This window comes from Litorivita pollutaquae, from assembly GCF_003205515.1.
GTDB classification, from domain to species: Bacteria; Pseudomonadota; Alphaproteobacteria; order Rhodobacterales; family Rhodobacteraceae; genus Litorivita; species Litorivita pollutaquae.
On the sequence record NZ_KZ826481.1, the window covers coordinates 534,903 to 561,069 of the forward strand.

Below are 26,167 nucleotides of genomic sequence, written 5' to 3' on the forward strand. Positions count from 1 at the left end.
ATCTTGCCCTTTGAAGCCTTTGAAAACAGGCCGTTTATCGTCCTGTTTCCCTTTTAAGCCCTAACAGGGCATTTGTCATTATAATGTATGGCGACGCTGTGTCACCAACCGGAATGTGGCACATATTTTTGTCATCATCGCTCTCTTGCAACTGTCGCGCGGGCAGGCGAAAACGGCGGTATGGCCAAACTATACTTCAATTACTCCACGATGAACGCGGGCAAATCTACGGTGCTTTTGCAGGCGGCGCACAACTATGTCGAACGCGGCATGACCCCCTATTTGATCACTGCGCAACTCGACAAACGCGCAGGAGAAGGCCGCATTGCGTCGCGCATCGGGATCGGACAAGAGGCGGATACGTTCGCCGAAGAAGACGACCTTTTTGCCAAGATCAAATCGCGGCTGGCGGCCGGTAAGGTGCATTGCGTCTTTATCGACGAAGCGCAGTTTTTGAGCCCGGCACAGGTCTGGCAATTGGCGCAGGTGGTGGATGATCTGGACGTGCCGGTGATGTGCTACGGGTTGCGCGTGGACTTCATGGGGGCGCTGTTTCCCGGCTCGGCGGCGTTGCTGGCGCTGGCGGATGAAATGCGCGAAGTGCGCACGATTTGCCATTGCGGAAAGAAGGCCACGATGGTGGTACGCCTCGACGCAGATGGCCGCGCGGTCACGTCCGGGGCACAGGTCGAGGTCGGCGGCAATGAACGCTATGTCTCGCTGTGTCGGCGTCATTGGCGCGAGGCCACAGATGACCGGATCGCAGGCGGTGCCTGCGGGTAGCGGCGCGATTTTTGATTTAACTATTCACGCTATTCGGCGCGGTTTTTCCACCGAAAAACTCTGTCAGATTGTCCAAAGCCATCCGGCCCATTGCTTCGCGCACTTCCAAGGTCGCCGTGCCCATATGCGGCAGAAGCGTGGCGTTCTCCAGCCGCCGCAAAGCTTCGGGCACCTCGGGTTCGAATTCGTAAACATCCAAACCTGCGCCGCCGATCACACCGTTTTCCAAAGCAGTGATCAATGCCGCCTCCTCCACCACTTCGCCGCGCGCGATATTAATCAAATGCGCGTGCGGCGGCATCGCCGCCAATATTTCTGAGTTGATCAAATGACGCGTTTCTTGGCCACCCGGGGTGGCAACCACCAAAATATCCACCTGCGCGGCCAAAGCCTCGAGGCTTTGCACCTGCCGGGCGGGGAAATCCACAGTTTTGGCCGAACGGTTAAAATAGCGCACCTGCATGCCAAACCCGAAATGGCAGCGCCGCGCGATGGCTTGTCCAATGCGTCCCATGCCGACGATGCCGACGGTTTTTCCCGAGACATGCAAGCCAAGCATTTGCACCGGATGCCAGCCGTCCCATTGCCCGGCGCGCAGCATCCTCTCGCCCGCACCGGCGCGACGCGCACTCATTAAAATGAGCGTCATGGCGGTATCCGCCGTGGCCTCTGTCACCGCGCCGGGGGTATTGGACACGGTGATGCCGTGGGATTTTGCGGCCTCAACGTCGATGTGGTTATACCCGACACCGAAGTTGGCGATGATCTTACAGCGGATCTTTCCCTCCGCAGCTTTGGCAAAAACATCCGCAGAGAACCCGTCTCCGAGCGTGGCAAGGATACCGTCATACTGCGCCAGAGCCTGTAGCATTTCGGCGTGGGAAAGCGGCGTCGTTTCCGCCCGCACGGTGACGTCAAACGCTGCTTCAGCGGCCCTTATCACCATTTCCGGCAGTGCCCGCGTGATCAGTATTTTTGTTGCAGTCATCAGAACAACCTTCCGCCCAAAGGCACGTCCTTGTCAGGGGTGATCAACACCACATCCCCAGCCGCATCCGGAACGCCCAACACCAAAACTTCGGACATGAATTTTCCAATCTGGCGCGGCGGAAAATTCACCACGCCCATCACGGTTTTGCCGATCAAAGTCTCGGGCACGTAATGCGCGGTGACTTGCGCGGATGTTTTGCGCTCCCCGATCTCTTCGCCAAAATCCACCCATATCTTGATCGCCGGTTTGCGCGCCTCTGGAAAAGTTTCGGCACGGATCACACGGCCCACACGGATATCGAGTTTAAGAAAATCATCAAAGGTTGCCTCATCCATTGGACAGCTCCCGAGAGCGATCTGCCGCAGCCTGAACCGCGCGCTTCAACAGGGGCGCAAACCCATCCGCCGCATCCATCAACACCTCTAGCGCCGCCTGTGTCGTGCCATTGGGCGAGGTCACATTGACCCGCAGCTGCGCCGGGCTTTCATCAGATGTATCCGCCAACTCCCCCGCGCCGGCGACCGTCGCCCGTGCGAGATGCAGCGCCAATTCCGGCGGCAGGCCTTCGGCCTCGCCCGCTGCGGCCAGCGTTTCAATCAGGTGGAACACATAGGCGGGGCCAGAGCCGGACACTGCAGTCACAGCATCCATCTGGCTTTCATCCTCAAGGCGCACCACCTGCCCCACGGCGGACAGCAACCCTTCGGCCATGTCCAGATCTGCGGCACTGGCGTGGGGGTTGCCGATGATCGCGGTGATGCCGCGCGCGATGGCGGCGGGCGTGTTGGGCATGGCGCGGATGATCGGGCTTTGCGCGCCGAGCGCCTCTTCAAAGGCGGCAATTGGCGTGCCGGCGGCGACCGACACGAACAATGTGCTGCCATCGCCCAAATTTTTGAGCGCGGGTAAAGCATCGCCCATCATTTGCGGTTTTACCGCGATCAGGACGATCGCCGGATCTTGGGGCAGATCGCCATTGATCACAACGCCGGTGTCTTGCACCCATTGCGACGGGTGCGGATCCAGAACCGTCACCGAAGCGGCCGGCAATCCACCGCGCAGCCAACCGGCCAACATCGCCGACCCCATCTTACCGCAGCCCAAAAGCACCAGCCCGCGTGTGGCAATTTCGTCAAAATCCATCGTCTGTCCCCGCCGTTCAATCCGTCAGGGAGAAAGTATTAGGCGCGCCCGTAGGCCTCTGCAATGGCGATTTGAAGCGCCTCTTTCGGGCTACGCTTGCCCCAAACCGCCAATTGGAAGGCGGGATAATAGCGTTCGGCGCTCATCACGGCGGCTTTGATCATTGTATCGATCTGCTCGGCGCTGGCGATCCCGCCGCCCGCCAAGACCAGACCATAGCGGTAGACCATCATTTTTTGCTCGGCCCAAAAGGTAAAAGCGCCCGCCCAACATTGGTCGTTCACCCCGTTGAGCATTTCATAAAGCACCGGAAGACGGTCCTCGGGCGGCTCCATCTCAAAGGTACACACCATACGCAGGGTCTCGTCATAATCGGACCAGGCCAAGGTAATTGAATAGGTCCGCCATTGGCCCTCGACAGCCATAGCGATTTGATCATCGGCGATGCGGTCAAAATCCCAATCGTGATGGGCCGCGATATGTTCGACGATGTCGATGGGATGAATATCGTCCTGCATGAAGTCTTCGGACAGTGCCATTGCGCCACCTCATTTTTGTGTAGCGTCGGGACGTGGCAGCGCCCCAAGCGCTAGGTGCCTGCTCTATAGAGCGGGGCAGATTGCCCTCACCCTTACTAGATATGGTGGTGTGTCGGGAAGAACCTGTAAAGCAATAAATTGGGGATAACCCCAATAACTTGTGGAGGACGTGAAAACTTCATCAAAATACAGAAAAACTTCGCTGTCGGTGCATTTTTCTCTTGGTGCCGAATCAGTGTTGTGATTCACTGTCGTCACAACAACAGATCGGAACAACCGATCGTGCGCGCATCGACGCGAAACCGGATATGGCGGGACATACAGGCACGGGCGCTTCGAGACATCGAGGCGCCCTCGCCCGTTCCGGTCTTTGGCCTGATCCTAACCGCGCTTGTCCGTGCGGGGCGTGTCGGGGTGGGGTGTCTTCAAATGACGCTTATCCAAATGATAGCAAAGCGCCGACATCACCAGAAATCGCAATTTTTCCAAATCCGGTGCTTGCGGCGCATCGAACAAAACCGCGCGATTTCCATCATAGGAAAACGCATCTGAAAACATGTCGCGGAATTGGGGCACCACCGTGGTTTGACTATGCACATAAATCGCATAACCACCGGTTTTAGGCACGCCCAAGCGCAGGGTCGTGCCCGCGCAGCTTACTTCCGCCGAATAGGCTGGCTGCCCCCATTTGAGCGTCTCGGTGATTGCCCCGATTTCGGGCCGCTCTGCCGCGCATTCAAAAATCAGCCGCCGCAGCGCCAGAAGCCCCGCCCGCGACTCCGCCGGAAATCCGTCAAAGACCGCAGCCACAGTGCTATTTGGAAATGCTGGGTCCACATCGCCCCCAAACAATAAGAACGCGATCAGCCTATGCCAAATCGCGCTCTTTTGCATCATTTCATAGCGATCACCGCGAAGGCACCGGCGAGCGGGCGCGGCGTTGACGGAAATGGCCGGTTTACTTTGCGGCCGCCTCCAGCGCGTCAAGCCGCGCTTTGAGTGTTTCATTCTCTTCGCGGGCCTTTTGCGCCATGGCGCGCACCGCGTCGAATTCCTCACGGGTGACCAGATTGCGGTCGGCCAACCACCGGTCCATCAAGGATTTCATCGCGGTATCGGCCTCGGACTTGGCCCCTTGGGCCACGCCCATGGCATTGGTCATCAATTGGGAAATATCGTCCATGATCTTGTTGCGCGTTTGCATGATCTGTCTCCGCATCTATGCCTGTGGTTGCGTTCTATATGGGGGCTGAACCGGCGAGAGGCAAGACGGCAGGCCATCGCGCGCCTGTCCTGCCCTTGTGGCAAAGCCGGTTGCGGCAAAATCCGGTTGACGCCCCTGCCCGCTTGGCTCCAGATGTGCCCATGTTTGCAGCCATCCCCTTCCCCGACATCTCGCCCGAGATTTTCACCCTGCCGCTCGGCGGATACAGCTTTTCACTGCGCTGGTATGCGCTGGCCTATATCGTCGGCATTTTGCTTGGCTGGCGCATCGTGATCGCGGCGGTCAGCCGCGCCGATCTATGGCGCAGCGGGCATGCGCCGATGACCAAAGCCGATGTCGAGGAATTGCTCACGTGGGTGATTTTCGGGGTGATCCTTGGCGGACGGCTTGGATTTGTGCTGTTTTACAAACCCGCCTATTATCTGACACATCCGGTTGAAATCCCGATGGTCTGGCAAGGGGGCATGTCCTTTCATGGCGGTTTTCTCGGCGTCGCTATCGCCGCCGCGCTGTTTGCGCGCCGCCATAAAATTTCGGTGCTTTCGCTTGGGGATACGCTTGCGCTGGCTGCGCCTGCGGGGCTTTTACTGGGCCGGATCGCCAATTTCATCAATGCCGAACTCTGGGGCCGCCCGACCGACCTGCCGTGGGGGGTGATCTTTCCCGGCGCCTCGGCGCAAGAATGCGGCGACCTTGTCGGCCTGTGCGCGCGCCATCCCTCACAGATATACGAAGCGCTGCTCGAAGGGCTGATCCTTGGCGCGGCTGTGCTCTATCTCGCGTTCCGGCGCGGGGCGTTGAAAATTCCGGGGCAGAGCATCGGGACCTTTGTCGCCGGTTATGGGATCGCCCGGTTTATCGTCGAGTTTTTCCGCCAAGCCGATGATCAATTCATCTCGCTGGACAATCCGATGGGTCATGTGATCCGGATGACCGACACGATCGGGTTTTCGATGGGACAGCTGCTATCGCTGCCGATGATTGTCGCCGGACTGTTGTTAATCGGCTATGCGCGGCGCCGCGCGGCGGGGACGCCGGCATCATGAGCACAGCGCTGGCCGACTTGATCAAAGCCCGGATCGAAGCCGACGGCCCGATCAGCCTTGCCGATTACATGGCCGATTGCCTGATGCATCCGGTGCATGGGTATTACGCCACCCGCGACCCGTTTGGCGCGACCGGTGACTTCATTACCGCGCCGGAAATCAGCCAGATGTTTGGCGAAATGATCGGGCTTTGTCTGGCGCAAGCATGGCTTGACCAAGGCGCGCCCGCGCGCATCATTTTGGCCGAAGCCGGGCCGGGGCGCGGCACCTTGATGGCTGATATCTTGCGCGCCGCCCGCGCTGTGCCGGAGTTTGGCAAGGCCGCAGAAGTGCATTTGATCGAAACCTCCGCCGCCCTGCGCGCGGTGCAAGGCGAGACCCTGACCCAAGCGGGATACCGCGCGGAACAGGTGACATGGCACGCGCAAATCCAAGAGCTGCCCGAAAATGCGCCGCTGTACTTTGTCGCCAACGAGTTTTTCGACGCCCTGCCCATCCGTCAATTCGAGCGTGACCCGAACGGATGGTCCGAACGCCGCGTCGGGTTGCACGGCAACACCCTGACGCTGGGCCGCACGGCCCCCGCTACGCAGGAGGCTCTGGCGCCGCGCATGGCCGACACGTCCGCCGGCGACATCGTCGAGATTTGCCCCGCAGCCGCCCCCATCGCCGCCCGCATCGGCGCACAGATTGAAACCCATGGCGGCGTGGCTCTGATCGTCGATTATGGCGATTGGCGCAGCCTTGGCGACACGTTCCAAGCGGTCGAAGATCACGCGCCCACCGATCCTTTTGCGGCTCCGGGCGCTGCGGATCTGACCGCGCATGTGGATTTCGAAACCCTCGCCTCTTCCACGCCCAGCGCCCATAGCCTACTGACCCCGCAGGGGGTCTTTTTGGAACGGCTGGGCATCACCGCGCGGGCGCAGGCTTTGGCGGCCAAGCTCGGCGGCGCGGCACTGGAGGCGCATATCGCGGCACATCGGCGCTTGACCCATCCCGAGGAAATGGGGACTCTGTTCAAAGTGATTGCCTTCGCCCCCCATGGCGCGCCGATGCCCGCAGGGCTTGAACCAGCGCTGGCGCCTGACGGGTTAACAGAAAATGGACCGGCCGCATGAGCCTCGAGATTCTTACCGCTGACAGCCTCGCGCCGCTGCGCCACGGGTTTTTCACCCGTCGGGGCGGTGCCTCGTCGGGGATCTTCGAAGGGCTGAATTGCGGCAACGGTTCCACGGATCAAGCCGAAATCGTCGCTATCAACCGCGCCCGCGTGGCCGAGGCAATGCAGGTCGCACCGGATCTGTTGACCGGTGTGCATCAAGTGCATTCCGCCGATGTCGTCGTCGTTGACGGGCCGGACACCGCGCATACCAAAGCCGACGCTCTGGTGACCGATAGGCCCGGAATTGCCTTGTCGATCCTGACGGCCGATTGCCAACCGGTGTTGTTCGCCGATCCTGACGCAGGGGTGATTGGCGCGGCCCATGCCGGATGGCGCGGTGCGATGGAGGGGGTCTTGGAGGCCACTCTCGATGCTATGACCGGCCTTGGCGCGACCCGTGAAAACATTACCGCCGTGATTGGGCCAACGATTTCGCAACGCGCCTATGAGGTTGGACCGGAGTTCTTTGAAGATTTTATCGCCGACGATCCCGACAACAGTCGTTTTTTTGCCGGAGGTACCGGTGACCGGATGCAATTTGATCTGCCCGCCTTCGGGCTGCACCGGCTGCGTGCCGCAGGGGTCGGGCATGCGGAATGGATTCGTCATTGCACCTATCATGACCCTGCGCGATTCTATTCCTATCGCCGCACCACCCATGCAGGCGAGGCCGATTATGGCCGCCTGATCTCTGCAATCCGGCTATAGCTGCGAGTGAAAATGCGTCTGGAGTGCACCACATCGCGCACAGGTAGGCCGATCGACATCTACGCTTTAGCTCCGGCAAACAGATCGACCAAGGCAGAGCGACAGCAAGAGGTTCGCCCTACCTTCAAGATTGCGCAGCTTTTGAGTCCGCCTCCAGCAGCGGCCCGAAGCCTGCGGTGGACCGCCGCCGCATCGAAATCTGGCAAAATTCAGGCTTTGATATGCGCCTGATTACGCCCGCATTTGTGAACAATCAGGCCAAAGCGCCGCGATTGCCGCCCATCCGGGGCAAAAACCCTCGATTTCCTTAACCACAACGCCCGCCCCTTGGGTGGTTGGCAGGCGGACATGAATTGTGGCGCACCGCGTTGCCCTGAAATTCAAAAAACACCCTTTGCGCCCAACTGGGGCCGCATTGAAAGGCGAGAATAGAGGCATAGCGCATACAACTTTGCACATGAAATGATGCAAAGCCCACATCGCGCCGCAATAGGCGCTTAGGAGAGCAGAGATGAAGAAGCAAAGCCGGTTTATCAAATCCGTGGTCGAGACCTCCAAATCGGAGATGCCTGCCCTACCATGGGCGCGCGGTAAGGCCCGCGCGGCAATGATCGCGCGCCGCAGCGCGACACCCGATAAGGTCAAGCGCGCCTGATAGCACCCCAGATTGCAGGCGGCCCCACGAGATCCAGCAGGATCCGATGCGGGCCGATCTGCAGGGCGCGCGCCCTCTTCCCCGCCAAGGGTCCATCTTGACCTGAGGACGCCGTTTGTCCGCCGCTTCACCAAATTGGCCGCCCCGCCGGCAACGCGATTCGGCGACAAATGCGGCAATTTCGTGCGCCCCACGGAAACAAACCCCATCCGATCGACAAGATTGATAGCGCTTTCGCATCAAATTTGCGAAAGTTTTGACAGCCCCCTTTCCCCAAGGGAAGTTAGTCATGCACAACCGGCTTGTGCTGTGAATAACCAGTCCTTCTTTTGTTGTCGGTGGGGGCCGACATAGATGTGACAAACCTGTAGAAAGGTATGACACATGACCGCCCCTATACTTGCTCATTTGCGAGGGCAAAATGCGACGCTTGCCGATACGAACGCGGGCCGCGCCACATCTACGAGCCCCCGACAATCCGGCCGCCCCGACCTGCGCCCCGCGCGCAAAGTGCCCTTGATGCGCAAATACAACGTGCTCTCGATGGACGAAGGCGGCGACCTTCAGACCTCCTTTCATATGGCTCCGGCCGATGCCTTTTTCGAGGCGGCTTTCTCGGCCTTTGCCCGCGGCACCGCGCTGGACACCGCGCAAGGTCCGCGCGCGATAGAGGATCTATGCCCCGGTGATATGATCGACACCATCGAACAAGGGCCGCAGCCCGTGCAATGGATCGGCTCGATGCAGATCGTTCCCGGCGCACCGATCAGCGATCCGGCGCTGGCCCGCCTGACGCGGATCATGGCGGGCAGCTTCGGTGTGCATCGCCCGATGACCGACGTCGTTGCAGGCCCCGGCGCGCGGATTTTGCAACGCCCCACGCATTTGCGTGATCTGGCCTCGGCCGGTCCTGTCTTTGCCCCGATCCGCAATGCGGTCGACGGGATGAGCGTCTTTGAGGTGACCCCGCCCGCGCCGGTCACGGTCTATCACCTGTGTTTGCCGCAGCATGCGACGATCAAAGCCTCGGGATTGGAGTTCGAAAGCTTTCACCCCGGACAAGGCATTGAACGGATCATGGGGCAACATATGCTGACCTTGTTCCTGTCGTTATTCCCTCATATCGATGCGCCGTCCGATTTCGGGCCGCTGTGCCGCGCGCGCGTGGCAACTGACGATCCGGGTGCCGCCCGCAGCCACGTCGCCTGACACTCTCGTTTCGCCGCCCTCCAAGGCAAAACGCGCCGGTCCAAATGGCCGGCGCGTTTTTCATATCTGGCGATCAAGAAAGGGACCGGCGCGCCGAAGCAGCAGCAATTTGGCCATCCCGCCCTGTGGAGCGTGGGGTTCAGGCCTGTTGCCTGAGCCGGTTTTCAAGCACATCAAACGGAACACCCGGTTCGTCCTTGGTGCCGCGAATAACCAAAGAGGTTTTCACAGAGCCGACATTCGGAGAGGTCAACAGTTCCGCAGTCAGGAAGGTTTGGAAGGACGATAAATCCGGCGCCACGCATTTGAGGATAAAATCCACCTCGCCGTTCAGCATATGGCACTCGCGCACCAAGGGCCATTCACGGCAGCGCGCCTCAAAAGCGGACAGATCGCTTTCGGCCTGGCTTTGCAAACCGACCATGGCGAAGACCTGCACTTCGAAACCCAATTCACGCGCATCTACTTCGGCGTGATACCCGCGAATATATCCCGCCTCTTCCAAGGTGCGCACACGGCGCAGGCAAGGCGGCGCAGAGATGCCAACCCGTTTGGCCAATTCTACGTTGGTCATACGTCCATCGGCCTGTAGCTCTGCCAAAATCTTGCGGTCGATGGGATCAAGGCGCGTTGCGGACATCAAAAACCTCATTACGAATTTGCGTTTGTTATAGCACTGCCGCAGGCGCGCGCAATAATCTTTCGCACAAGCGCAATATCGTTGCCATGTTGTCTGCCGCGACGACATAGAGCCGGTTGCGATGATAATCTTAGCCACTTGGGGTTTCCGGCCCCCATCTGTGTGTCTATATCACATGGCTCAGACGCATGGGGATTCCGCTCCCTGGCTGACTGCGTCTGAAATTGCCCGCGTTATTTGCCGCCAAGGAGACTCATCATGGCCGAGACACGTCACACCAAGGTTCTCATCATTGGCTCCGGCCCTGCGGGATATACCGCCGGGGTCTATGCCAGCCGCGCCATGTTGTCGCCGCTTTTGGTCCAAGGCATCGAGCCGGGCGGTCAATTGACCACCACCACCGAGGTTGAAAACTGGCCCGGTGACACCGAAGTGCAAGGCCCCGATTTGATGGTGCGAATGGAAAGCCATGCCCGCGAAATGGGATGCGAAATCATCGGCGATATCATTTCCGATCTCGATCTTTCCAAACGCCCCTTCACCGCCAAGGGCGACAGCGGTGCCACCTATACCGCCGATGCGGTGATTTTGGCGACCGGCGCGCGGGCCAAATGGCTTGGCCTGCCCTCGGAAGAGGCCTTCAAAGGATTTGGCGTATCGGCCTGCGCGACCTGTGACGGGTTCTTCTATCGCGGGCAGGAAATCGTGGTCATCGGCGGCGGCAACACCGCCGTGGAAGAGGCGCTGTTCTTGACCAATTTCGCGTCGAAAGTCACGTTGATCCACCGCCGCGACGCATTGCGCAGCGAGAAGATCCTCGAAGAGCGTCTTTTGAAAAACCCCAAGATCGAACCGCTTTGGTTTCATGAGCTTGAAGAAGTCGTCGGCACCGATAACCCCAAGGGCGTCGAGGCCGTGCGCGTCAAACATGTGAAAACCGGCGAGATCACGGAAATCCCGTGCAAGGGCGTCTTTGTCGCCATCGGCCATGCCCCCGCCAGCGAATTGGTCAAAGATGTGCTTGAATTGCACAACGGCGGCTATGTGAAGGTCAACCCTGGCACCACCGAAACCTCGATTCCGGGCGTTTTCGCGGCGGGCGACTTGACCGATCATAAATACCGTCAGGCCGTGACCTCGGCCGGCATGGGGTGCATGGCCGCTCTGGATGCCGAACGGTTTTTGGCCGAACAAGACGGCTGATCCGCTCGAAATTTGCCGCGATCCGGCACATCCGAACTCAAAAAGCCGCCCGGCAGATATTGCGGGCGGCTTTACGATTTGCAGGCCTCGCATTTGCGCGATCACTGCGGAATGGCCTCCGTCAAAACCGGTGCCCCTAAGCGCCCGGTGCCGGTGCGGTGAGGCCGCCCTTTCAGGCGCTTTCTTCACCGTCTCCCGGCCGTGTTGTTTTGCTTGCGCCGCGCGATGCCCCGGTTTCAACCCGGCGGCGTCTAAAGAACCGGTGCCTCGCCCACCCGACCGATTCTGTCCGGCAGCCGTTTTGGCGACAATCATTCCATTGCGGCGCGATTATTCAGGAAATCCTCCACCGCCAACGCCGCACCGCGGCATTTTCGCACCTAATATGGCCGTTCCTTGCTGCGCGACTTGAATTTGACGTCAAAACCCTGCAAAGCGGCGCATATCCGCGGCGCCGCCTACCCGCCGCATTCCGAAGCTTTGCCACGCGAGTCGATTACATGCAAAATGCCCCTTTGAACCCGGTCCCCGAGCTTTATGTTTCTTATGAGAGCGCCCAAAAACTCAAGGTCGAAGCGGCCGATTTGGTCAGTTGGGATCTGACACCCCGTCAGATTTGCGACCTAGAGCTGTTGATGAATGGCGGCTTCAACCCGCTCAAAGGCTTTCTCAGCGAAGAAGACTATGACGGCGTTGTCGAAAATATGCGCCTCGCAGATGGCGGCCTGTGGCCGATGCCGATCAATCTCGACGTCAGCGAAGATTTTGCCGCCTCGATTGAAGCGGGCCAAGATATTGCCCTGCGCGACCAAGAGGGCGTAATCCTCGCAACCATGACCGTCACCGATAATTGGGTGCCGAACAAAGCGCGCGAAGCCGAAAAAGTTTTTGGCGCCGACGACGATGCGCACCCTGCTGTGAACTACCTGCACAACCACGCGGGCAAAGTGTATCTTGGCGGACCCGTCACCGGCATTCAGCAACCGGTGCATTACGATTTCCGCGCCCGTCGCGACACGCCCAATGAATTGCGTGCCTATTTCCGCAAACTCGGTTGGCGCCGCATTGTGGCCTTCCAGACCCGCAACCCGCTGCACCGCGCGCATCAGGAGTTGACCTTCCGCGCCGCCAAAGAAGCGCAGGCCAACCTGCTCATTCACCCGGTTGTCGGCATGACAAAACCGGGCGATGTGGACCACTTCACCCGCGTTCGGTGCTATGAGGCAGTTTTGGATAAGTATCCGGCCTCGACCACGACCATGTCGTTGTTGCCTCTGGCGATGCGCATGGCCGGTCCGCGCGAAGCCGTTTGGCACGGGCTGATCCGCGCCAACTATGGCTGCACCCATTTCATCGTGGGCCGCGACCACGCCGGCCCCGGCAAAAACTCCGCCGGTGAAGATTTCTATGGCCCCTATGATGCGCAGGACCTGTTCCGCGAGCATCAAGAGGAAATGGGCATCGAAATGGTCGACTTCAAACATATGGTTTGGGTCGAAGACCGCGCACAATACGAGCCCGCCGACGAAATCGAAGAAGGCACCAAGGTTCTCAATATCTCCGGTACCGAACTGCGCCGCCGTTTGGCCGAAGGCCTCGACATCCCCGAATGGTTCTCATTCCCCGAGGTGGTCAAGGAATTGCGCCGCACCAAACCGCCGCGGTCCAAGCAAGGCTTCACGGTTTTCTTCACCGGTTTCTCCGGTTCGGGAAAATCCACCATTGCCAATGCTTTGATGGTCAAACTGATGGAAATGGGCGGCCGTCCGGTCACGCTTTTGGATGGTGACATCGTGCGGAAAAACCTGTCGTCGGAATTGGGGTTCTCGAAAGAACACCGCGATCTCAACATTCGCCGCATCGGCTATGTCGCCTCGGAAATCACCAAAAACGGCGGCATCGCCATTTGCGCGCCAATCGCGCCCTATGCCACAACCCGCCGCGCCGTGCGTGAGGATATCGAAGAGTTCGGCGCCTTTATCGAAGTCCATGTCGCCACCTCGATCGAAGAATGCGAAAAGCGCGACCGCAAGGGGCTTTATAAACTCGCGCGTGAGGGAAAAATCAAGGAATTCACCGGAATCTCGGACCCCTATGATGTCCCCGCCAACCCGGAAATCCGCGTCGAAACCGAGAACGTAGATGTGGACAATTGCGCTCATCAGGTGATTTTGAAGCTCGAACAAATGGGCCTGATCGCAGGCGAGTAACGCCTTTAGGACAATGACAAAAAGACGCCCCTCGCTGCTCTCGCGGGGGGCGTTTTCGTTTGAGAGGCCATCTGCCAGCGCTGTCGGAACGGCGGCAACTTTGGATGATATTTGCCCCTAAGCTGACCGAGGCAATCAAGAGGCGGCACATCGTCAGGCACACCCGCCGCAAAGAGACCAAACCCTCACTGCCATGGTGTGCACCCTACGCGCGCCTGCGTCAGGTGCAGCCGCACGACTCCCCTTTGCCGGGGTGCATCCGTGCCATCAAATTGTCTTTTAGGACAAACTGGTGATAGAGCGCGGCGGCAATATGGCCAAGAATGAGCACAACAGCCACCTTCACAAAGACTTCATGCACCTCGGCGGCGGGCTTCACCCCGCCAAACCACGCAACCAAACCGGCGATCGGTAGCAAAAACAGCACAAAATATATCGCGCGGTGTCCCCATTTCGCTGCTGGTTCAAGAAAGGCAGGGCCGCTTTTCACTGGCGTCGGTGCGCCGGATCGCAGGCGCAAGATCACGCGCAGCACCATTAATACCAACACCGTGATGCCGCCAATGATATGCAGCTTGGCGGTAAGACTGTCGTTGGTGCCGGTTTGAGTAAAATTGCGCAGGGCGCGGCCCATGCCGTCAGAGACAAAATAATTGAAAGCGAACAGCAGCGCGATGGCCCAATGCAGTGCGATTTGCTGCCGCGAATAGCGGCTGGCGGCCTGTGTGGGGGTGATGGAAACGGACATGTCGCAACCCTTTGTTGGTGAACATATGTCCCTTAAACGCGTGGCCAACAAAATTCCGTCGGAAATAAAACAGGCGCGCGATAAATTTCGCGCGCCTCACTTGGCGAATGCCCCGCGCCCTTGCCGCAAGGCCGCCCCCCCCCGCAACATCAGATGCGCGCAGGGGAACCTGACATCAATGCACCATCACTGGCGCAAGGTCATGTTGGCGGGCCAAAACAAAGGCCAATTTGCGGTCCGCCACCAAGGCCAAGCGTTCACCGCTAACCTTGTGGACGGCATATAGTTGATCTAGGCCTTCGACCTGTTGGCGCACGTCATCGGGCAAATCGGCGGTTCTCACCGAGCGCACATAAACGATCTCGGCGTCAGAACCGCCCTGCATCAGTTTATCAAAATCAAAATTCGCATCCATCACGTCTCTCCTTCGCGTTTTTCTATAGCGGGCGCGGGTTTAACCGCCCTTGCGGATATTGATCACCTGCACCATGGTTTCCGGCTCGGCACGGCTTAAATCGACATGCAGTAACCCGTTTTCCATCACGGCTTCGCCAACTTCGACCCCATCGGCCAAAACAAAGCTACGTTGGAATTGCCGCGCGGCAATGCCCCGATGCAAGAAGACGCGCTCATCGCCATCGTCGGTTTGGCGTCCGCGTATGACCAGCTGACGGTCCTCGACGGTGATCGACAAATCACCTTCACCAAAACCGGCCACGGCCAGGGTGATGCGGTAAGAGTTTTGCGATGTTTGTTCAATGTTGAACGGCGGATAGCCTTCATTGCCGATCTTGGCATTGCGCTCCAAAAGCCGTTCCAATTGTTCGAACCCCAAAAGATAGGGGTGCGTTCCCAAAGTCAGTTTCGTCATCGACACGTCCTCAAATCAAGCGACAGTCCACAGTTTACGGTCCCGATCATCGGCAACCGCTACATCCCTAATATGGGAAGCCTGTGCGGACTGTGCAAGAGGGCGCATGCAACCCCGGCATGACGCAAAACCTTTGCGAAACGCGGGATTTTCAGTATGTTAGAGTTCATGTCAGAATAATGGAATCATGCCAATGAACGCGCAGAGCGACATTTCGATGAAAACCGACGAGGTTTTGCGAGTGGAGCTGGAAGTCTTCAAGCGCGAACACCGCGATTTGGACGAGGCGATCCAGGCGCTGGCCGATCGCGGCACGGCAGATGCTTTGACGATACAACGTTTAAAAAAACGCAAATTGCGGCTCAAGGATTTGATTGCACAGATCGAAGACCGGTTGACCCCCGATATCATCGCCTGACTCGTGCGCACGATGTTGCGCCTGCTGGGCGCACAGCTATAGTGCGCGCTTCAAATTCCGCCCCACCCGCAACGCCACCCGCAAAGGATGCGATCATGACTGAGATCAACGTCGGCATTATCATGGGCAGCCAATCCGATTGGCCCACGATGAAAGAGGCCGCCGATATTTTGGATGACCTTGGCATCGCTTATGAGACGAAAATCGTTTCGGCGCATCGCACGCCGGACCGGTTGTGGCGCTATGGCAAAGAGGCCGCAGGCCGCGGATTAAAGGTCATCATTGCCGGTGCCGGCGGTGCGGCGCATTTGCCTGGCATGATGGCATCGAAAACCCGCGTGCCGGTGGTTGGCGTACCCGTGCAAACGCGGGCGCTTTCCGGTGTCGACAGCCTTTATTCCATTGTTCAAATGCCAAAAGGGTTCCCCGTGGCGACCATGGCGATCGGGGCTGCGGGCGCGGCCAATGCGGGCCTCATGGCGGCGGGTATTTTGGCCACCTCCGATCCGGATTTGGCCGAACGGCTCGATGCATGGCGCGCGGCGCTTTCGGCATCGATCCCCGACGAACCCGTTGATCAATAAGACATAAAGGCAGCGAGATATGGCTCCGACTTTAAACGCTCCGCTGGAAACTGGCGCGGTGATTGGCATTTTGGGTGGCGGGCAACTGGGCCGGATGCTCTCTGTGGCGGCGTCGCGTTTGGGCTTCAAAACCTACGTGTTCGATCCCGGCACGGATTGCCCCGCATCTCACGTCGCCGACCAGCATATACAGGCCAACTACGACGATGCCGATGCATTGAAACGCTTTGCCGATGCGGTCGATGTGATCACCTATGAGTTTGAAAACATTCCGACATCGGCGCTCGACATGCTCGAAGGATTGCGGGTGATCCGCCCAAGCCGCGAGGCCTTGCGAATTTCGCAGGACCGGATCACCGAAAAGGATTTTCTGACTTCACTGGGCCTCAAGGTTGCACCCTACGCCAATGTGGAAAACGCCGACGATCTGGAGGCCGCCCTTCAAGTCACCGGCACACCGTCGATCCTCAAAACCCGCCGCTTTGGATATGATGGCAAGGGGCAAGCGCGACTTCAATCCCCCGAAGACGCAGCACAGGCCTGGGCGGATATGGCTGGCGCGCCTTCGGTTTTGGAAGGGTTTGTCGATTTTTCCCACGAGGTGTCCGTCATCGGCGCGCGCAGCGCGGACGGGGAAGTCGCCTGTTTCGATCCCGGCGAAAACGTCCATCTTGACGGTATATTGCACACCACTACGGTGCCCGCGACATTGACCGCCTCGCATCGGATGGATGCGGTATTGCTCACCGCCAATATCCTCAATGCGCTCGATTATGTCGGAGTTATGGGGGTGGAACTCTTCGTCACGCCGCAGGGGTTGATCGTCAACGAAATTGCGCCGCGCGTGCACAACTCCGGCCATTGGACGCAAAACGGATGCACCGTGGATCAGTTCGAACAGCACATCCGCGCCGTGGCCGGATGGCCTTTGGGCGACGGGGTGCGCCATTCGGATGTGGTGATGGAAAACCTGATCGGAGACGATATGAACCGCGTCGAAGCGATTGCGCGTGAGAGCAATGCGGCCTTGCATCTTTATGGGAAGGCCGAGGTGAAAGCCGGCCGCAAGATGGGTCATGTGAACCGCGTTGTGCCGCCACAACCCACTAAAATCAAGAGATAAATCGCGCCGCGACCTCGCCGCTCATATAGGTGGCGCGGCCCTGCGCAAAGGTCGCTCCCAATCGGCCGGTTTCGGGATCAATCACCACGAAGTCGGCGCGCAATCCTGCGGCGATGCGCCCGCGATCCGTGAGCCCCAAAAGCCGCGCAGGGCCAGCCGAGACCAAATCCCACGCTTTGGCCAATCCGATCTCTTCGGCCAGTTGCAGCGCCGCGACCCGCGCAGCAGGATAATGATAATCCGAAGCCAGCGCATCGCACAGCCCGTCGCGGATCAAATCAACCGCACTGACATTGCCGGAATGCGAACCGCCGCGCATCACATTAGGCGCGCCCAACACCACGCCGTCCCCCCCTGCCCGCGCGGCCTCTGCGGCCTCAAAAGTTTCGGGAAATTCGGCGATGCGCACGCCCATATCGCGCCATGTGGTACGGGCTTCGGCGGTGCGCTCGTCGTGGCTGCCAAGACGATATCCCTTGGCCGCGAGCCGCGCAGCGAGGCCCGCGATTGCGGCAGGCACCTCATCGCGGCGGGCATGCAGGTCTTGCATCAATTTCAAATGCACCTCGGGATTTCGTCCCGATTTCAACGCCGTGCCGACAAGTCGTGGCGGGCGTTTCCCAGCGGCGAGTTTGTCATGCGGCAGATGGTCATTGAACACGACGTAATCGCACCCCACCTGATCCGCAAAGGTTTCAAAAGCGGCGTAGTGATCCAAAAGATTCACTTCGAAGCGCAGCTGCAACCGAAGATCCGTGTCGCATGTCCCGCGTGTGGCCGCCAAAGCCGTACAGAAGCGGTCCGCCGCCTCCGGCCCGCGCATGCCACCTTCCCAAGAATAAAACTGCGCCAGAACTGCGGTGGTAAATCCGTTGGCGGCCAATTCCGCCTCGGTCGACAAAACCCCCACCCGCATGTCGCGCATGGCCCCGCGGCGCGGCGCAATATGGCGTTCGAACCCGTCGCCATGCATGTCGATCATCCCCGGCAGGATGCGAAAACCGCGCAAATCAACGGTTTTCCCACCGCTGGCGTCGGTGAATTTTCCGGCATCAACGCCGATCCGACCTTGAGCCAAGACGCCATCTTGCAATATTTCCGCACCGGTCAGATGTAGCCGCATATCGCCCCTCGCTTGGCCCTGTGCACCCGTTGGTCGAGCGCAGATAACGCGCGTCATCTACGGCATTTGCACGCGGCGGCAAAGCCCCATTGCAAGCGATCCGGCGATTGCGTGCTAAAAGCTGGTATAGGCTGCCGGAAAGGTCAAAGTGCCGCGATAGCCGGAGGTGCCCGTAGCAAAAGGATAGATCATTGTCATATCCGCCCCATGTGACACCCGCAGATTACGCGCCGCGTGGGATGAAAACCCGAAGCGTTCGTAGTAGCCCTTGTCACCCTGTACGGTGACCGCAGGTGCACCCGACTTGCGGGCTTCATCAAGCCCGTTCCGGATCAATCTCCCGCCCAAACCTGCGCTTTGGTACGCCGACGAGACCGCCACCAAGGACAACCCCCACCACCCCGACGGCCGTGGATGGCGCGTGAAGGCGATATAACCGTAAACCTTGCCGTCCTGCTGACCGAGCATCTCAAGCGCGACTTCCTGATTTTCGCGCAGCTTGGAAATCATGCGTGCCGGGTCAGGACTGTCGAACACCGTACCGAGAAGTATCGACACGGCGAGTTGGTCGTCGGCCTCGACGGGGCGCAAATTGACGCGATTGATGGTGTGCAATCCCATTACCTATACCTTTTTAAATACATCTTCAGCATACGCCCCAGAGGCGAGTTCTGGCAAGCCGTCACACGTCCCCAATTGGTATTTATACGGTATCATGGCAATTACATCCCTATGATGCGCCGCGCGGCGTATCCGGAGCCTGCGAGAAAATCCAGCGGCCACCCCCTAAGGATCGCCTAAGGAACAGAAAAAGGGCGGCCCAATCAAGAGCCGCCCTTCTTATAAATGTGCCAAGATGGCAGTGGCTTACATCATGCCGCCCATGCCGCCCATGCCGCCCATATCGGGCATGCCGCCGGCTGCGCCTGCGCCATCTTTGACGGGCAGATCCGCAATCATGGCTTCGGTGGTGATCAAGAGGCCAGCAATCGACGCCGCGTCTTCAAGTGCGGTGCGGGTCACTTTGGCCGGATCGATCACGCCGAAGGAGAACATGTCGCCATACTCTTCGGTTTGAGCGTTGAAACCGAAGGTCAGGTCGGTGCTCTCGCGGACTTTGCCCGCAACAACCGCACCGTCAACACCAGCGTTTTCCGCGATCTGGCGCAGAGGCGCTTCGAGCGCCTTGCGCACGATGGAGATGCCTGCGTCTTGATCGGAGTTCTCGCCGGTCACGCCTTCGAGCGCCTTGCCAGCCTGAACCAGAGCAACGCCGCCACCGACGATCACGCCTTCTTGCACGGCCGCGCGGGTCGCGTTCAAAGCATCATCAACGCGGTCTTTGCGTTCTTTGACTTCGGTTTCGGTCATGCCGCCGACCTTGATCACGGCAACACCGCCAGCGAGTTTCGCCAGACGTTCTTGCAGTTTCTCACGGTCGTAATCGGATGTGGTTTCGCCGATTTGGGTGTTGATCTGAGCCACGCGTGCTTCGATCTCTGCCTTTTCGCCAGCGCCGTCAACGATGGTGGTCTCGTCTTTGGTGATGGTGATTTTCTTGGCCGAACCCAGCATGTCCATGGTCACCGACTCGAGCTTCATGCCGAGATCTTCGGAGATCACCTGACCACCGGTCAAAATCGCGATGTCTTGCAACATGGCTTTGCGGCGATCGCCGAAACCGGGTGCTTTGACCGCTGCGATTTTCAGGCCGCCGCGCAGTTTGTTGACCACGAGGGTCGCCAGCGCTTCGCCTTCGACGTCTTCTGCAATGATGAGAAGCGGTTTTTGCGACTGGATGACTTGCTCCAACAGCGGAACCATTGGCTGCAGCGACGAGAGTTTTTTCTCGTGCAGCAGAACCATGCAATCTTCGAGGTCTGCGATCATTTTGTCAGGGTTGGTGACAAAGTAAGGCGACAGGTAGCCGCGATCAAACTGCATGCCTTCGACAACTGTGGTCTCGGTTTCGAGGCCTTTGTTCTCTTCGACGGTGATCACGCCTTCGTTGCCGACTTTTTGCATCGCATCGGCGATTTGACGGCCGATGGACGCTTCGCCGTTGGCCGAGATCGTGCCGACTTGGGCGACTTCGTCGCTGTCGCTTACCGGACGGGCCGCTGCTTTGATCGCGTCGACGACTTTCAGTGTCGCCAGATCGATACCGCGCTTGAGGTCCATCGGGTTCATGCCAGCGGCAACCGATTTCATGCCTTCTTTGACGATGGCTTGGGCCAGAACTGTGGCGGTGGTGGTACCATCGCCGGCTTCGTCATTGGTGCGCGAAGCCACTTCTTTGACCATCTGCGCGCCCATGTTTTCGAACTTGTCTTCAAGCTCGATCTCTTTGGCAACCGAAACACCGTCTTTGGTGATGCGCGGTGCGCCGAAGGATTTGTCCAGAACCACGTTACGCCCTTTGGGGCCGAGGGTTACTTTGACCGCATCCGCGAGAATGTTGACACCTTTGAGCATGCGGTTGCGTGCATCTGTGCCGAATTTGACGTCCTTGGCAGACATGTGTGTCTCTCCTTGACTAGAATTACTATTGTGAGGCGCGACTTAGGCGATAATGCCCATGATGTCGGATTCTTTCATGATCAGCAGCTCTTCGCCGTCGATCGTAACTTCGGTGCCGGACCATTTGCCAAACAGGATTTTGTCCCCTTCTTTGACATCCATGGCGATGCGATCTCCGTCGTCATCTTTGGCGCCTGCGCCAACCGAAACAACCAAGCCTTCGGCTGGTTTTTCTTTGGCGCTATCGGGGATGATCAATCCGCCGGCGGTTTTCTCTTCGCTTTCAACGCGACGGACAAGCACGCGGTCGTGCAGCGGTGTAAAGGCCATCTTCGAGGCTCCCTTGAACTCAAAGTTTCAATTTCGGCCCTCCCCGTGGGAAGGGTCTTATCACTCACCCATCGCGAGTGATAACGGCGTATAGCTAGGCAGGTGACGAAGACGAGTCAACAACCAAGCGTGAATAAATTTGTCCGCCGTTTTGTACCGTATGCGGCAGGACCTGATCTTGGCTCAAACTGACTTTGATCTCGCGCAGGGACGCGGCCATGCGGCGCGCCTATAATGGCCCATGCGGATCGCGACCGCAGCCTCCTCTGCCCTGCATTGCAAGCGCGGGTAGGGCAGCCTTCCGTTTCTCACGCCCCCGATTTCTCACATCCTGATTTCTCACACCAAGGAGCCTTTCGATGACACCCGCCAAACTTGCCTACACCAGTTTCTTCGCCCTGCTATGCGCCGCCCCCGCGCAAGCCATCACATTGCATTTCGATCGCGATCAAATCACCCTGACCGAAGATGAAATCCATAACGATGTGGTCAGCACGGGGCGCATCGCGCTCAATGGCGGCTCGGATTATGTGATCGACGGCATCGATGGTCTATATGTCGACGTATTCTTCGACGATTTCGCCCTCACCGCCGAAGGGGCGGGGCTTGGATCACTGCATGTGACATTGGAAAGCCGCCAAAATCTGCGCATTCAGTTTCAATATACTCTGGCGCTGCGCGGCAATGGGGACCTGTTTTCCACAGAGGTCAGCGATGACTACGAAGACCTTTGGAGCAATCAGAACTATATCGACGACGATCTGGATTTTGGCGCGGGACGCGGCGCGCTGACGGGGTTCCGGTTGCATATCGATCCGTTGCTAATGACCTCGTATGGCCCTGTCGACGGCGAAGGCTATCCCGAATTTACCGCCACCCACATCACTGTCGGGGTGGACTATGATGATTTTGACCTGCCCGAGGTGCCCCTGCCTGCGGCGGGGGGATTATTGCTTTTTGCACTTGCGGGTTTTGGTGCGCTGCGGCGCCGGTAAACGGGCAAACTATCAACACATCAAAGTGTGGCAACACGGTATGGTAACACTGTGCGGTAACGCCCGGATCTGTATCATGACCGTGGCAATGTCGGCGGAAGATGAACCAAATCGCGCCCCGCGCGTTTCGACTACATGATGATGACCCTGCTCATGATTTTCGTGGTCACCGGAGCCTTGCTGATCGGCGCGCTCTGGGGATTATATTTGCCTCTTTCCAAATCTTGGGAGGGGTTCTTGATTGCGCTCGCCGGCGGGGCATTGATTGTTTCGGTGATGTTGGAAATGGTGGAACCGGCAGGACAGGTTTTGAGCTTCGCCGCTCTCGCGGCAAGCCTCGCTGCTGGGGCGCTCTGTTTTACTCTGGCGGATTGGTTCCTTTCCGAAAAAATGCGCGCCGCCGGCGGCATCGGGCTGTTGCTGGCGATCACTCTGGACGGCGTGCCGGAAAACCTCGCTCTAGGGGTGAGCTTGATCGGGGCCGACCCCTTGTCCGTCGCGGCGCTGGCGGGATCTATCTTGCTCTCGAACCTGCCCGAAGCGGCGGGCGGCGCCAAACAAATGCATAAATCGGGCCGCAGCAAACCCGCAGTACTTGCGCTCTGGACCGGAGCGGCGGTGCTGCTCGCGGCGGCGGCACTTGCGGGCAATTTACTATTGGCCGATGCGGGCGCACCCCCGTTGGCGTATATGCGCAGCTTTGCCGCCGGCGCGGTCACCGCCTCGCTGGCCACCGAGATTTTCCCCAAAGCGTTCAAACAAGAGCATTTTGGCACCGGCATCGCCATCGCGTTGGGATTGATTGTCGCCTATGGTCTCACACAGCTTTCTGGCGGGTGACAACGGCGATTTCCCACCCTATAAGGCGGCGAAATCAATTAAAAGCCTTTGTCAAATAACCTCCGAGGATCCGACATGACCACACTCGTTTTTGGCCACAAATCCCCCGACACCGATTCCACCGGCTCGCCGCTCATCTGGGCATGGTATCTGAGCGAGGTGCGTGGCACCCCCGCCGAGGCGCGCCTTTTGGGCGAGCCAAATACAGAAGCGGCGTTCATGCTGGAAAAATGGGGTTTTGAGAAACCTGCGATCATCACAGATGTCACCGCCGAAGATGACGTTGTGATCGTCGACACCAACAATCCGGCGGAATTGCCCGCCTCGATCAATGACGCCAATGTGGTGCAAATCATCGACCACCACAAATTGGTCGGCGGCCTGGAAACCAAAGGCCCGATCGACATCACGATCAAACCTTTGGCCTGCACCGCGACGATCATGCACAACCTGATGGGCGAAAATGCAGCGAAAATGCCCGACAATATCAAAGGCGCGATGCTGTCGTGCATCTTGTCGGACACATTGGAATTCCGCAGCCCGACCACCACGGATCAGGACAAAGAACTGGCCGTGGCTCTGGCCGCCGAATTGAACATCGACCTGTCCACCTATGCGGCGGAAATGTTCGAAGCCAAATCCGACGTCTCGGCCTTTTCCGACGCCGAACTCATCCGCATGGACAGCAAGGAATTCGCCGTGGACGGCATGAAATTCCGTGTCTCTGTGTTGGAAACCACCGCGCCGAAAATCGTTCTGGACCGCAAGGCAAGCCTGCTGACCTCCATGGTCGATGTGGCCAAGGAAGACGGCGTCGATCATGTGCTGTTGTTCGTCGTGGATATCCTCAACGAAGAAGCAACATTGTTCGTGCAAAACGATGTGGTCAAAACCGTCGCAGAGAAAAGCTTTGATGCTAAGGTCACCGGCGACGCCGTTGTCTTGCCCGGTATCATGAGCCGCAAAAAGCAGATTATTCCGAACCTCAAGGTTTGATCGCACCGCATGACGACACCCAATAACGACAAAGGCCCGCCCCATCCGGCGGGCCTTTTTGTTTGAAAGGCACAGTAAGGCACCGTGATGATACGTCCTGATTTCTTGCGCGACATGCGCCGCGGCGAAGAGCCCGAAGTGGCGGCCCTGCTGGCCCAAGCCTTTGGCGGCAAGGACGAGGCGCGCTTGGTCGAGGCTTTGCGCAAATCCCGCGCCATTGCGGGGGAAATGGTGCTGCCGTCCAAAGACGGGGTTGTCGGATATCTCGCGCTCGCGGCGATGACGGCGCCCAAAGGTTGGCTTTGCCTCGCGCCTGTGGCGATCCGCCCCGATCTGCAAGGGCTTGGACACGGGCGGCGCATGGTGGGCATGATCACCGAATGGGGGCGATTGTCCGGCAATACGCTCGTGGTTCTGGGCGATCCGGCCTTTTACACCCGCTGCGGTTTCACGCCGATATCCGATGGGTTCACCTCGCCCTACCCGATTGATCATACCCTCACCGCAGGCCCCGCCAAAGCCGCGCCAAGCGCCTTGATCTACCCCAAGGCCTTCGGGGGCTGACGCGCCCCTTCGGGCTTTCCCTCTTCGGCGGGCTTTCCCTTCGGCGCGCAATGGCCTACCTCTTTGGCAAAACCAGCCCAACCCCAAAGGCCCGCCATGACCCAGATCATCCAATCACTGTCCGATATTTCCGCGCCCTATGATGCGCTTTTCGTCGATCTATGGGGCTGTGTGCATGATGGGGTGCGGGCGATTCCATCGGCTGTGGCGGCCTTGCAGGCCTATCGCAAAAGCGGAGGCACAGTGGTTTTGGTTACCAATTCGCCCAAGCCGCGCAAAGGCGTCGCAGTGCAGTTGGGCAAATTCGGCGTGGCCGAAGACGCGTGGGACGTCATCGCCACCTCTGGCGACAGCGCCCGCGCCGCGATGTTTCGCGGGGCCGTGGGATCAAAAGTGCATTTCATGGGCGAATGGGCGCGCGATGCGGAATTTTTCGAGCCGATGAGCGTGATCAAGGACCCCGTAGAGATCAAGATCGTCCCGCTGGACGAGGCCGAAGGCATTGTCTGCTGCGGCCCGGATGACCCGATGGCCGATCCCGACGTCAACCGCGCCGCCTTCCTCTATGCCAAGCAAAAGGGGCTAAAACTGCTCTGCGCCAACCCCGATATCGTTGTGGATCGCGGCGACACCCGCGAATGGTGCGCGGGCGCTTTGGCGCGGCTTTACACCGAGATGGGCGGCGAAAGCCTTTATTTCGGCAAGCCGCATCCGCCGATCTATGACCTTGCGCGCCGCCGTTTGGCGAGCCTTGGCCGCGACGTGCCAGCGGACCGCATTTTGGCCATCGGAGACGGGGCCCAAACCGATATCGCGGGGGCGATGGGCGAGGACATTGATTCTCTGTTTATCTCAGGCGGGCTTGCCGCCTCCGACACCCACACGGGTAACACAGCGGCGTCCCAGCCCGACGAAACCGCCCTAACCGCCTATCTAGATAAAGAAAAAGCATCCCCGACCTTTGCTATGGGGCAATTACGGTAGACCAAATAGGGGGTTGATTTTCTGCGCCTGCAAAGTAATAAAGTTTCACAAGATACCGCTGATGCGGTGGTTTATTACGCGCGGACCAGATGGAGGGCCCTAATGTTGGACAATATGCCCCGCGGCACGATCTGTATCGAAGACATCGAAATGGGGATGACACGTCATCTGCGCAAAGAGGTCACTGACCGCGATATCGAAATGTTTGCCGAGGTTTCCACCGACCACAACCCTGTGCATCTCGATGACGACTACGCCCGCGATACGATTTTTGAAGGCCGCATCGCCCATGGCATGTTGACCGCCGGTTTGATTTCCGCCGTCATTGGCGAACAATTGCCCGGCCATGGCACGATCTACATGGGTCAGACGTTGAAATTCCTTGGCCCGGTGCGCCCCGGCGATGTGGTTCTGGCCGAGGTCAAAGTCATCGGCGTTGATTACGCCAAACGCCGTGTGCAACTGGATTGCGTTTGCAGGGTCGATGGCAAAAAAGTGCTGGCGGGCGAAGCCACGGTTTTGGCCCCCTCGCGTAAGTTTGACTGAAACAACCG

The 26,167-nt window shown here is 58.8% G+C and carries 31 protein-coding genes; 17 read left to right on the forward strand and 14 right to left on the reverse strand.

The genetic code is table 11. The features are described from left to right. Window positions 1-180: 180 nt before the first annotated feature. A complete protein-coding gene (locus tag DI396_RS02510; RefSeq protein ID WP_110794857.1) occupies window positions 181-783 on the forward strand; it encodes a thymidine kinase in 603 nt (200 codons plus the stop codon). A gap of 16 nt (window positions 784-799) precedes the next feature. Here DI396_RS02510 and DI396_RS02515 read toward each other — a convergent pair whose 3' ends face one another. The 6 genes from DI396_RS02515 to DI396_RS02540 form a co-directional block, all read right to left on the reverse strand. Then, the gene (locus DI396_RS02515; RefSeq protein WP_110794541.1) at window positions 800-1,771 is read right to left on the reverse strand and encodes a 2-hydroxyacid dehydrogenase; all 972 of its coding nucleotides are present in this window, start codon (window positions 1,769-1,771) and stop codon (window positions 800-802) included. Further along, window positions 1,771-2,109 (reverse strand): tRNA-binding protein, encoded by a 339-nt coding sequence (locus DI396_RS02520; protein ID WP_110794542.1) that lies wholly within the window; start codon window positions 2,107-2,109, stop codon window positions 1,771-1,773. The genes DI396_RS02515 and DI396_RS02520 overlap by 1 nt, the downstream gene beginning before the upstream one ends. Continuing rightward, a complete protein-coding gene (gene proC, locus DI396_RS02525; protein WP_110794543.1) occupies window positions 2,102-2,917 on the reverse strand; it encodes a pyrroline-5-carboxylate reductase in 816 nt (271 codons plus the stop codon). Before proC ends, DI396_RS02520 begins: the two co-directional genes overlap by 8 nt. A gap of 38 nt (window positions 2,918-2,955) precedes the next feature. Beyond that, complete coding sequence (locus tag DI396_RS02530) at window positions 2,956-3,456, reverse strand: type III secretion system chaperone family protein (RefSeq protein ID WP_110794544.1); 501 nt, start codon at window positions 3,454-3,456, stop codon at window positions 2,956-2,958. A gap of 381 nt (window positions 3,457-3,837) precedes the next feature. Continuing rightward, entirely contained in the window at window positions 3,838-4,293 is a 456-nt protein-coding gene (locus DI396_RS02535; protein ID WP_235851710.1) for a DUF1801 domain-containing protein, read from the reverse strand. 121 nt (window positions 4,294-4,414) lie between these two features. Continuing rightward, entirely contained in the window at window positions 4,415-4,660 is a 246-nt protein-coding gene (locus tag DI396_RS02540; protein WP_110794859.1) for an accessory factor UbiK family protein, read from the reverse strand. Between the two features lie 161 nt (window positions 4,661-4,821). On the opposite strand from DI396_RS02540, the gene lgt reads away from it, so the two are divergent. The 5 genes from lgt to DI396_RS02560 all read left to right on the forward strand — a co-directional run bounded on the left by lgt (window position 4,822) and on the right by DI396_RS02560 (window position 9,464). Next, the gene (gene lgt / locus DI396_RS02545) at window positions 4,822-5,727 is read left to right on the forward strand and encodes a prolipoprotein diacylglyceryl transferase (protein ID WP_110794860.1); all 906 of its coding nucleotides are present in this window, start codon (window positions 4,822-4,824) and stop codon (window positions 5,725-5,727) included. Next, window positions 5,724-6,848, forward strand: a complete 1,125-nt coding sequence (locus DI396_RS02550; protein ID WP_110794545.1) for a class I SAM-dependent methyltransferase — start codon at window positions 5,724-5,726, stop codon at window positions 6,846-6,848. Before lgt ends, DI396_RS02550 begins: the two co-directional genes overlap by 4 nt. Beyond that, entirely contained in the window at window positions 6,845-7,600 is a 756-nt protein-coding gene (gene pgeF / locus DI396_RS02555) for a peptidoglycan editing factor PgeF (protein ID WP_110794546.1), read from the forward strand. Before DI396_RS02550 ends, pgeF begins: the two co-directional genes overlap by 4 nt. 511 nt (window positions 7,601-8,111) lie before the next feature. After that, window positions 8,112-8,255 carry a hypothetical protein gene (locus DI396_RS16555; RefSeq protein WP_204362779.1) on the forward strand — a complete coding sequence of 48 codons (144 nt, stop codon included), beginning with the start codon at window positions 8,112-8,114 and terminating at the stop codon, window positions 8,253-8,255. Window positions 8,256-8,639: 384 nt separating this feature from the next. Continuing rightward, window positions 8,640-9,464 carry a Hint domain-containing protein gene (locus DI396_RS02560; RefSeq protein WP_110794547.1) on the forward strand — a complete coding sequence of 275 codons (825 nt, stop codon included), beginning with the start codon at window positions 8,640-8,642 and terminating at the stop codon, window positions 9,462-9,464. Between the two features lie 139 nt (window positions 9,465-9,603). Here the strand turns inward: DI396_RS02560 and DI396_RS02565 are convergent, their stop codons facing one another. Further along, complete coding sequence (locus DI396_RS02565) at window positions 9,604-10,104, reverse strand: Lrp/AsnC family transcriptional regulator (RefSeq protein WP_110794861.1); 501 nt, start codon at window positions 10,102-10,104, stop codon at window positions 9,604-9,606. 258 nt (window positions 10,105-10,362) lie between these two features. Here DI396_RS02565 and trxB point away from each other — a divergent pair, with 258 nt between their 5' ends. Both trxB and DI396_RS02575 read left to right on the forward strand, forming a co-directional pair. Next, the gene (trxB, locus tag DI396_RS02570) at window positions 10,363-11,307 is read left to right on the forward strand and encodes a thioredoxin-disulfide reductase (RefSeq protein WP_110794548.1); all 945 of its coding nucleotides are present in this window, start codon (window positions 10,363-10,365) and stop codon (window positions 11,305-11,307) included. A gap of 500 nt (window positions 11,308-11,807) precedes the next feature. Beyond that, entirely contained in the window at window positions 11,808-13,517 is a 1,710-nt protein-coding gene (locus DI396_RS02575) for a bifunctional sulfate adenylyltransferase/adenylylsulfate kinase (RefSeq protein WP_110794862.1), read from the forward strand. Between the two features lie 220 nt (window positions 13,518-13,737). On the opposite strand, the gene DI396_RS02580 is transcribed toward DI396_RS02575, so the two are convergent. The 3 genes from DI396_RS02580 to DI396_RS02590 form a co-directional block, all read right to left on the reverse strand. Further along, window positions 13,738-14,265 carry a cytochrome b gene (locus tag DI396_RS02580; protein ID WP_110794549.1) on the reverse strand — a complete coding sequence of 176 codons (528 nt, stop codon included), beginning with the start codon at window positions 14,263-14,265 and terminating at the stop codon, window positions 13,738-13,740. Window positions 14,266-14,440: 175 nt separating this feature from the next. Next, window positions 14,441-14,680, reverse strand: coding sequence for a DUF1150 family protein (locus DI396_RS02585; protein ID WP_110794550.1), 240 nt, complete (start codon window positions 14,678-14,680; stop codon window positions 14,441-14,443). Between the two features lie 39 nt (window positions 14,681-14,719). After that, window positions 14,720-15,136 carry an Hsp20 family protein gene (locus tag DI396_RS02590; protein WP_110794551.1) on the reverse strand — a complete coding sequence of 139 codons (417 nt, stop codon included), beginning with the start codon at window positions 15,134-15,136 and terminating at the stop codon, window positions 14,720-14,722. Window positions 15,137-15,329: 193 nt separating this feature from the next. On the opposite strand from DI396_RS02590, the gene DI396_RS02595 reads away from it, so the two are divergent. From DI396_RS02595 to DI396_RS02605, 3 genes are all read left to right on the forward strand, one after another. Next, window positions 15,330-15,554: a YdcH family protein gene (locus DI396_RS02595; RefSeq protein ID WP_110794552.1), complete on the forward strand. Its 225-nt coding sequence runs from the start codon at window positions 15,330-15,332 to the stop codon at window positions 15,552-15,554. Between the two features lie 95 nt (window positions 15,555-15,649). Beyond that, complete coding sequence (gene purE, locus DI396_RS02600; RefSeq protein ID WP_110794553.1) at window positions 15,650-16,138, forward strand: 5-(carboxyamino)imidazole ribonucleotide mutase; 489 nt, start codon at window positions 15,650-15,652, stop codon at window positions 16,136-16,138. A 19-nt stretch (window positions 16,139-16,157) separates the two neighbouring features. Beyond that, window positions 16,158-17,261 (forward strand): 5-(carboxyamino)imidazole ribonucleotide synthase, encoded by a 1,104-nt coding sequence (locus DI396_RS02605; RefSeq protein WP_110794554.1) that lies wholly within the window; start codon window positions 16,158-16,160, stop codon window positions 17,259-17,261. Here DI396_RS02605 and DI396_RS02610 read toward each other — a convergent pair. The 4 genes from DI396_RS02610 to DI396_RS02625 all read right to left on the reverse strand — a co-directional run bounded on the left by DI396_RS02610 (window position 17,251) and on the right by DI396_RS02625 (window position 21,234). After that, window positions 17,251-18,384, reverse strand: coding sequence for an alpha-D-ribose 1-methylphosphonate 5-triphosphate diphosphatase (locus tag DI396_RS02610; protein WP_110794555.1), 1,134 nt, complete (start codon window positions 18,382-18,384; stop codon window positions 17,251-17,253). The two genes, DI396_RS02605 and DI396_RS02610, sit on opposite strands and share 11 nt — an antisense overlap. A 114-nt stretch (window positions 18,385-18,498) precedes the next feature. Beyond that, on the reverse strand, window positions 18,499-19,005 hold the full coding sequence (locus DI396_RS02615) for a GNAT family N-acetyltransferase (protein WP_110794556.1): 507 nt from the start codon (window positions 19,003-19,005) through the stop codon (window positions 18,499-18,501). A 246-nt stretch (window positions 19,006-19,251) separates the two neighbouring features. Next, window positions 19,252-20,904: a chaperonin GroEL gene (groL, locus tag DI396_RS02620; protein ID WP_110794557.1), complete on the reverse strand. Its 1,653-nt coding sequence runs from the start codon at window positions 20,902-20,904 to the stop codon at window positions 19,252-19,254. 42 nt (window positions 20,905-20,946) lie between these two features. After that, window positions 20,947-21,234 carry a co-chaperone GroES gene (locus DI396_RS02625; RefSeq protein WP_110794558.1) on the reverse strand — a complete coding sequence of 96 codons (288 nt, stop codon included), beginning with the start codon at window positions 21,232-21,234 and terminating at the stop codon, window positions 20,947-20,949. Between the two features lie 359 nt (window positions 21,235-21,593). On the opposite strand from DI396_RS02625, the gene DI396_RS02630 reads away from it, so the two are divergent. From DI396_RS02630 to DI396_RS02655, 6 genes are all read left to right on the forward strand, one after another. After that, entirely contained in the window at window positions 21,594-22,229 is a 636-nt protein-coding gene (locus tag DI396_RS02630) for a VPLPA-CTERM sorting domain-containing protein (RefSeq protein ID WP_110794559.1), read from the forward strand. A 153-nt stretch (window positions 22,230-22,382) separates the two neighbouring features. Continuing rightward, entirely contained in the window at window positions 22,383-23,069 is a 687-nt protein-coding gene (locus DI396_RS02635) for a ZIP family metal transporter (RefSeq protein WP_235851711.1), read from the forward strand. Window positions 23,070-23,144: 75 nt separating this feature from the next. Then, on the forward strand, window positions 23,145-24,065 hold the full coding sequence (locus DI396_RS02640) for a manganese-dependent inorganic pyrophosphatase (protein ID WP_110794561.1): 921 nt from the start codon (window positions 23,145-23,147) through the stop codon (window positions 24,063-24,065). Between the two features lie 87 nt (window positions 24,066-24,152). Then, on the forward strand, window positions 24,153-24,629 hold the full coding sequence (locus DI396_RS02645) for a GNAT family N-acetyltransferase (protein WP_235851712.1): 477 nt from the start codon (window positions 24,153-24,155) through the stop codon (window positions 24,627-24,629). A gap of 96 nt (window positions 24,630-24,725) precedes the next feature. Beyond that, window positions 24,726-25,613 carry a TIGR01459 family HAD-type hydrolase gene (locus tag DI396_RS02650; RefSeq protein ID WP_110794563.1) on the forward strand — a complete coding sequence of 296 codons (888 nt, stop codon included), beginning with the start codon at window positions 24,726-24,728 and terminating at the stop codon, window positions 25,611-25,613. 102 nt (window positions 25,614-25,715) lie between these two features. Next, on the forward strand, window positions 25,716-26,159 hold the full coding sequence (locus DI396_RS02655; protein ID WP_110794564.1) for a MaoC family dehydratase: 444 nt from the start codon (window positions 25,716-25,718) through the stop codon (window positions 26,157-26,159). Window positions 26,160-26,167 lie beyond the last annotated feature (8 nt).

What these genes read in the sequence shown, in the direction of transcription:
- DI396_RS02510 (WP_110794857.1), top strand. Translation starts at nt 181, where the DNA reads ATGGCCAAACTATACTTCAATTACTCCACGATGAACGCGGGCAAATCT.
- DI396_RS02515 (WP_110794541.1), bottom strand. Translation starts at nt 1,771, where the DNA reads ATGACTGCAACAAAAATACTGATCACGCGGGCACTGCCGGAAATGGTG.
- DI396_RS02520 (WP_110794542.1), bottom strand. Translation starts at nt 2,109, where the DNA reads ATGGATGAGGCAACCTTTGATGATTTTCTTAAACTCGATATCCGTGTG.
- proC (WP_110794543.1), bottom strand. Translation starts at nt 2,917, where the DNA reads ATGGATTTTGACGAAATTGCCACACGCGGGCTGGTGCTTTTGGGCTGC.
- DI396_RS02530 (WP_110794544.1), bottom strand. Translation starts at nt 3,456, where the DNA reads ATGGCACTGTCCGAAGACTTCATGCAGGACGATATTCATCCCATCGAC.
- DI396_RS02540 (WP_110794859.1), bottom strand. Translation starts at nt 4,660, where the DNA reads ATGCAAACGCGCAACAAGATCATGGACGATATTTCCCAATTGATGACC.
- lgt (WP_110794860.1), top strand. Translation starts at nt 4,822, where the DNA reads ATGTTTGCAGCCATCCCCTTCCCCGACATCTCGCCCGAGATTTTCACC.
- DI396_RS02550 (WP_110794545.1), top strand. Translation starts at nt 5,724, where the DNA reads ATGAGCACAGCGCTGGCCGACTTGATCAAAGCCCGGATCGAAGCCGAC.
- pgeF (WP_110794546.1), top strand. Translation starts at nt 6,845, where the DNA reads ATGAGCCTCGAGATTCTTACCGCTGACAGCCTCGCGCCGCTGCGCCAC.
- DI396_RS16555 (WP_204362779.1), top strand. Translation starts at nt 8,112, where the DNA reads ATGAAGAAGCAAAGCCGGTTTATCAAATCCGTGGTCGAGACCTCCAAA.
- DI396_RS02560 (WP_110794547.1), top strand. Translation starts at nt 8,640, where the DNA reads ATGACCGCCCCTATACTTGCTCATTTGCGAGGGCAAAATGCGACGCTT.
- DI396_RS02565 (WP_110794861.1), bottom strand. Translation starts at nt 10,104, where the DNA reads ATGTCCGCAACGCGCCTTGATCCCATCGACCGCAAGATTTTGGCAGAG.
- trxB (WP_110794548.1), top strand. Translation starts at nt 10,363, where the DNA reads ATGGCCGAGACACGTCACACCAAGGTTCTCATCATTGGCTCCGGCCCT.
- DI396_RS02575 (WP_110794862.1), top strand. Translation starts at nt 11,808, where the DNA reads ATGCAAAATGCCCCTTTGAACCCGGTCCCCGAGCTTTATGTTTCTTAT.
- DI396_RS02580 (WP_110794549.1), bottom strand. Translation starts at nt 14,265, where the DNA reads ATGTCCGTTTCCATCACCCCCACACAGGCCGCCAGCCGCTATTCGCGG.
- DI396_RS02585 (WP_110794550.1), bottom strand. Translation starts at nt 14,680, where the DNA reads ATGGATGCGAATTTTGATTTTGATAAACTGATGCAGGGCGGTTCTGAC.
- DI396_RS02590 (WP_110794551.1), bottom strand. Translation starts at nt 15,136, where the DNA reads ATGACGAAACTGACTTTGGGAACGCACCCCTATCTTTTGGGGTTCGAA.
- DI396_RS02595 (WP_110794552.1), top strand. Translation starts at nt 15,330, where the DNA reads ATGAACGCGCAGAGCGACATTTCGATGAAAACCGACGAGGTTTTGCGA.
- purE (WP_110794553.1), top strand. Translation starts at nt 15,650, where the DNA reads ATGACTGAGATCAACGTCGGCATTATCATGGGCAGCCAATCCGATTGG.
- DI396_RS02605 (WP_110794554.1), top strand. Translation starts at nt 16,158, where the DNA reads ATGGCTCCGACTTTAAACGCTCCGCTGGAAACTGGCGCGGTGATTGGC.
- DI396_RS02610 (WP_110794555.1), bottom strand. Translation starts at nt 18,384, where the DNA reads ATGCGGCTACATCTGACCGGTGCGGAAATATTGCAAGATGGCGTCTTG.
- DI396_RS02615 (WP_110794556.1), bottom strand. Translation starts at nt 19,005, where the DNA reads ATGGGATTGCACACCATCAATCGCGTCAATTTGCGCCCCGTCGAGGCC.
- groL (WP_110794557.1), bottom strand. Translation starts at nt 20,904, where the DNA reads ATGTCTGCCAAGGACGTCAAATTCGGCACAGATGCACGCAACCGCATG.
- DI396_RS02625 (WP_110794558.1), bottom strand. Translation starts at nt 21,234, where the DNA reads ATGGCCTTTACACCGCTGCACGACCGCGTGCTTGTCCGTCGCGTTGAA.
- DI396_RS02630 (WP_110794559.1), top strand. Translation starts at nt 21,594, where the DNA reads ATGACACCCGCCAAACTTGCCTACACCAGTTTCTTCGCCCTGCTATGC.
- DI396_RS02635 (WP_235851711.1), top strand. Translation starts at nt 22,383, where the DNA reads ATGATTTTCGTGGTCACCGGAGCCTTGCTGATCGGCGCGCTCTGGGGA.
- DI396_RS02640 (WP_110794561.1), top strand. Translation starts at nt 23,145, where the DNA reads ATGACCACACTCGTTTTTGGCCACAAATCCCCCGACACCGATTCCACC.
- DI396_RS02645 (WP_235851712.1), top strand. Translation starts at nt 24,153, where the DNA reads ATGATACGTCCTGATTTCTTGCGCGACATGCGCCGCGGCGAAGAGCCC.
- DI396_RS02650 (WP_110794563.1), top strand. Translation starts at nt 24,726, where the DNA reads ATGACCCAGATCATCCAATCACTGTCCGATATTTCCGCGCCCTATGAT.
- DI396_RS02655 (WP_110794564.1), top strand. Translation starts at nt 25,716, where the DNA reads ATGTTGGACAATATGCCCCGCGGCACGATCTGTATCGAAGACATCGAA.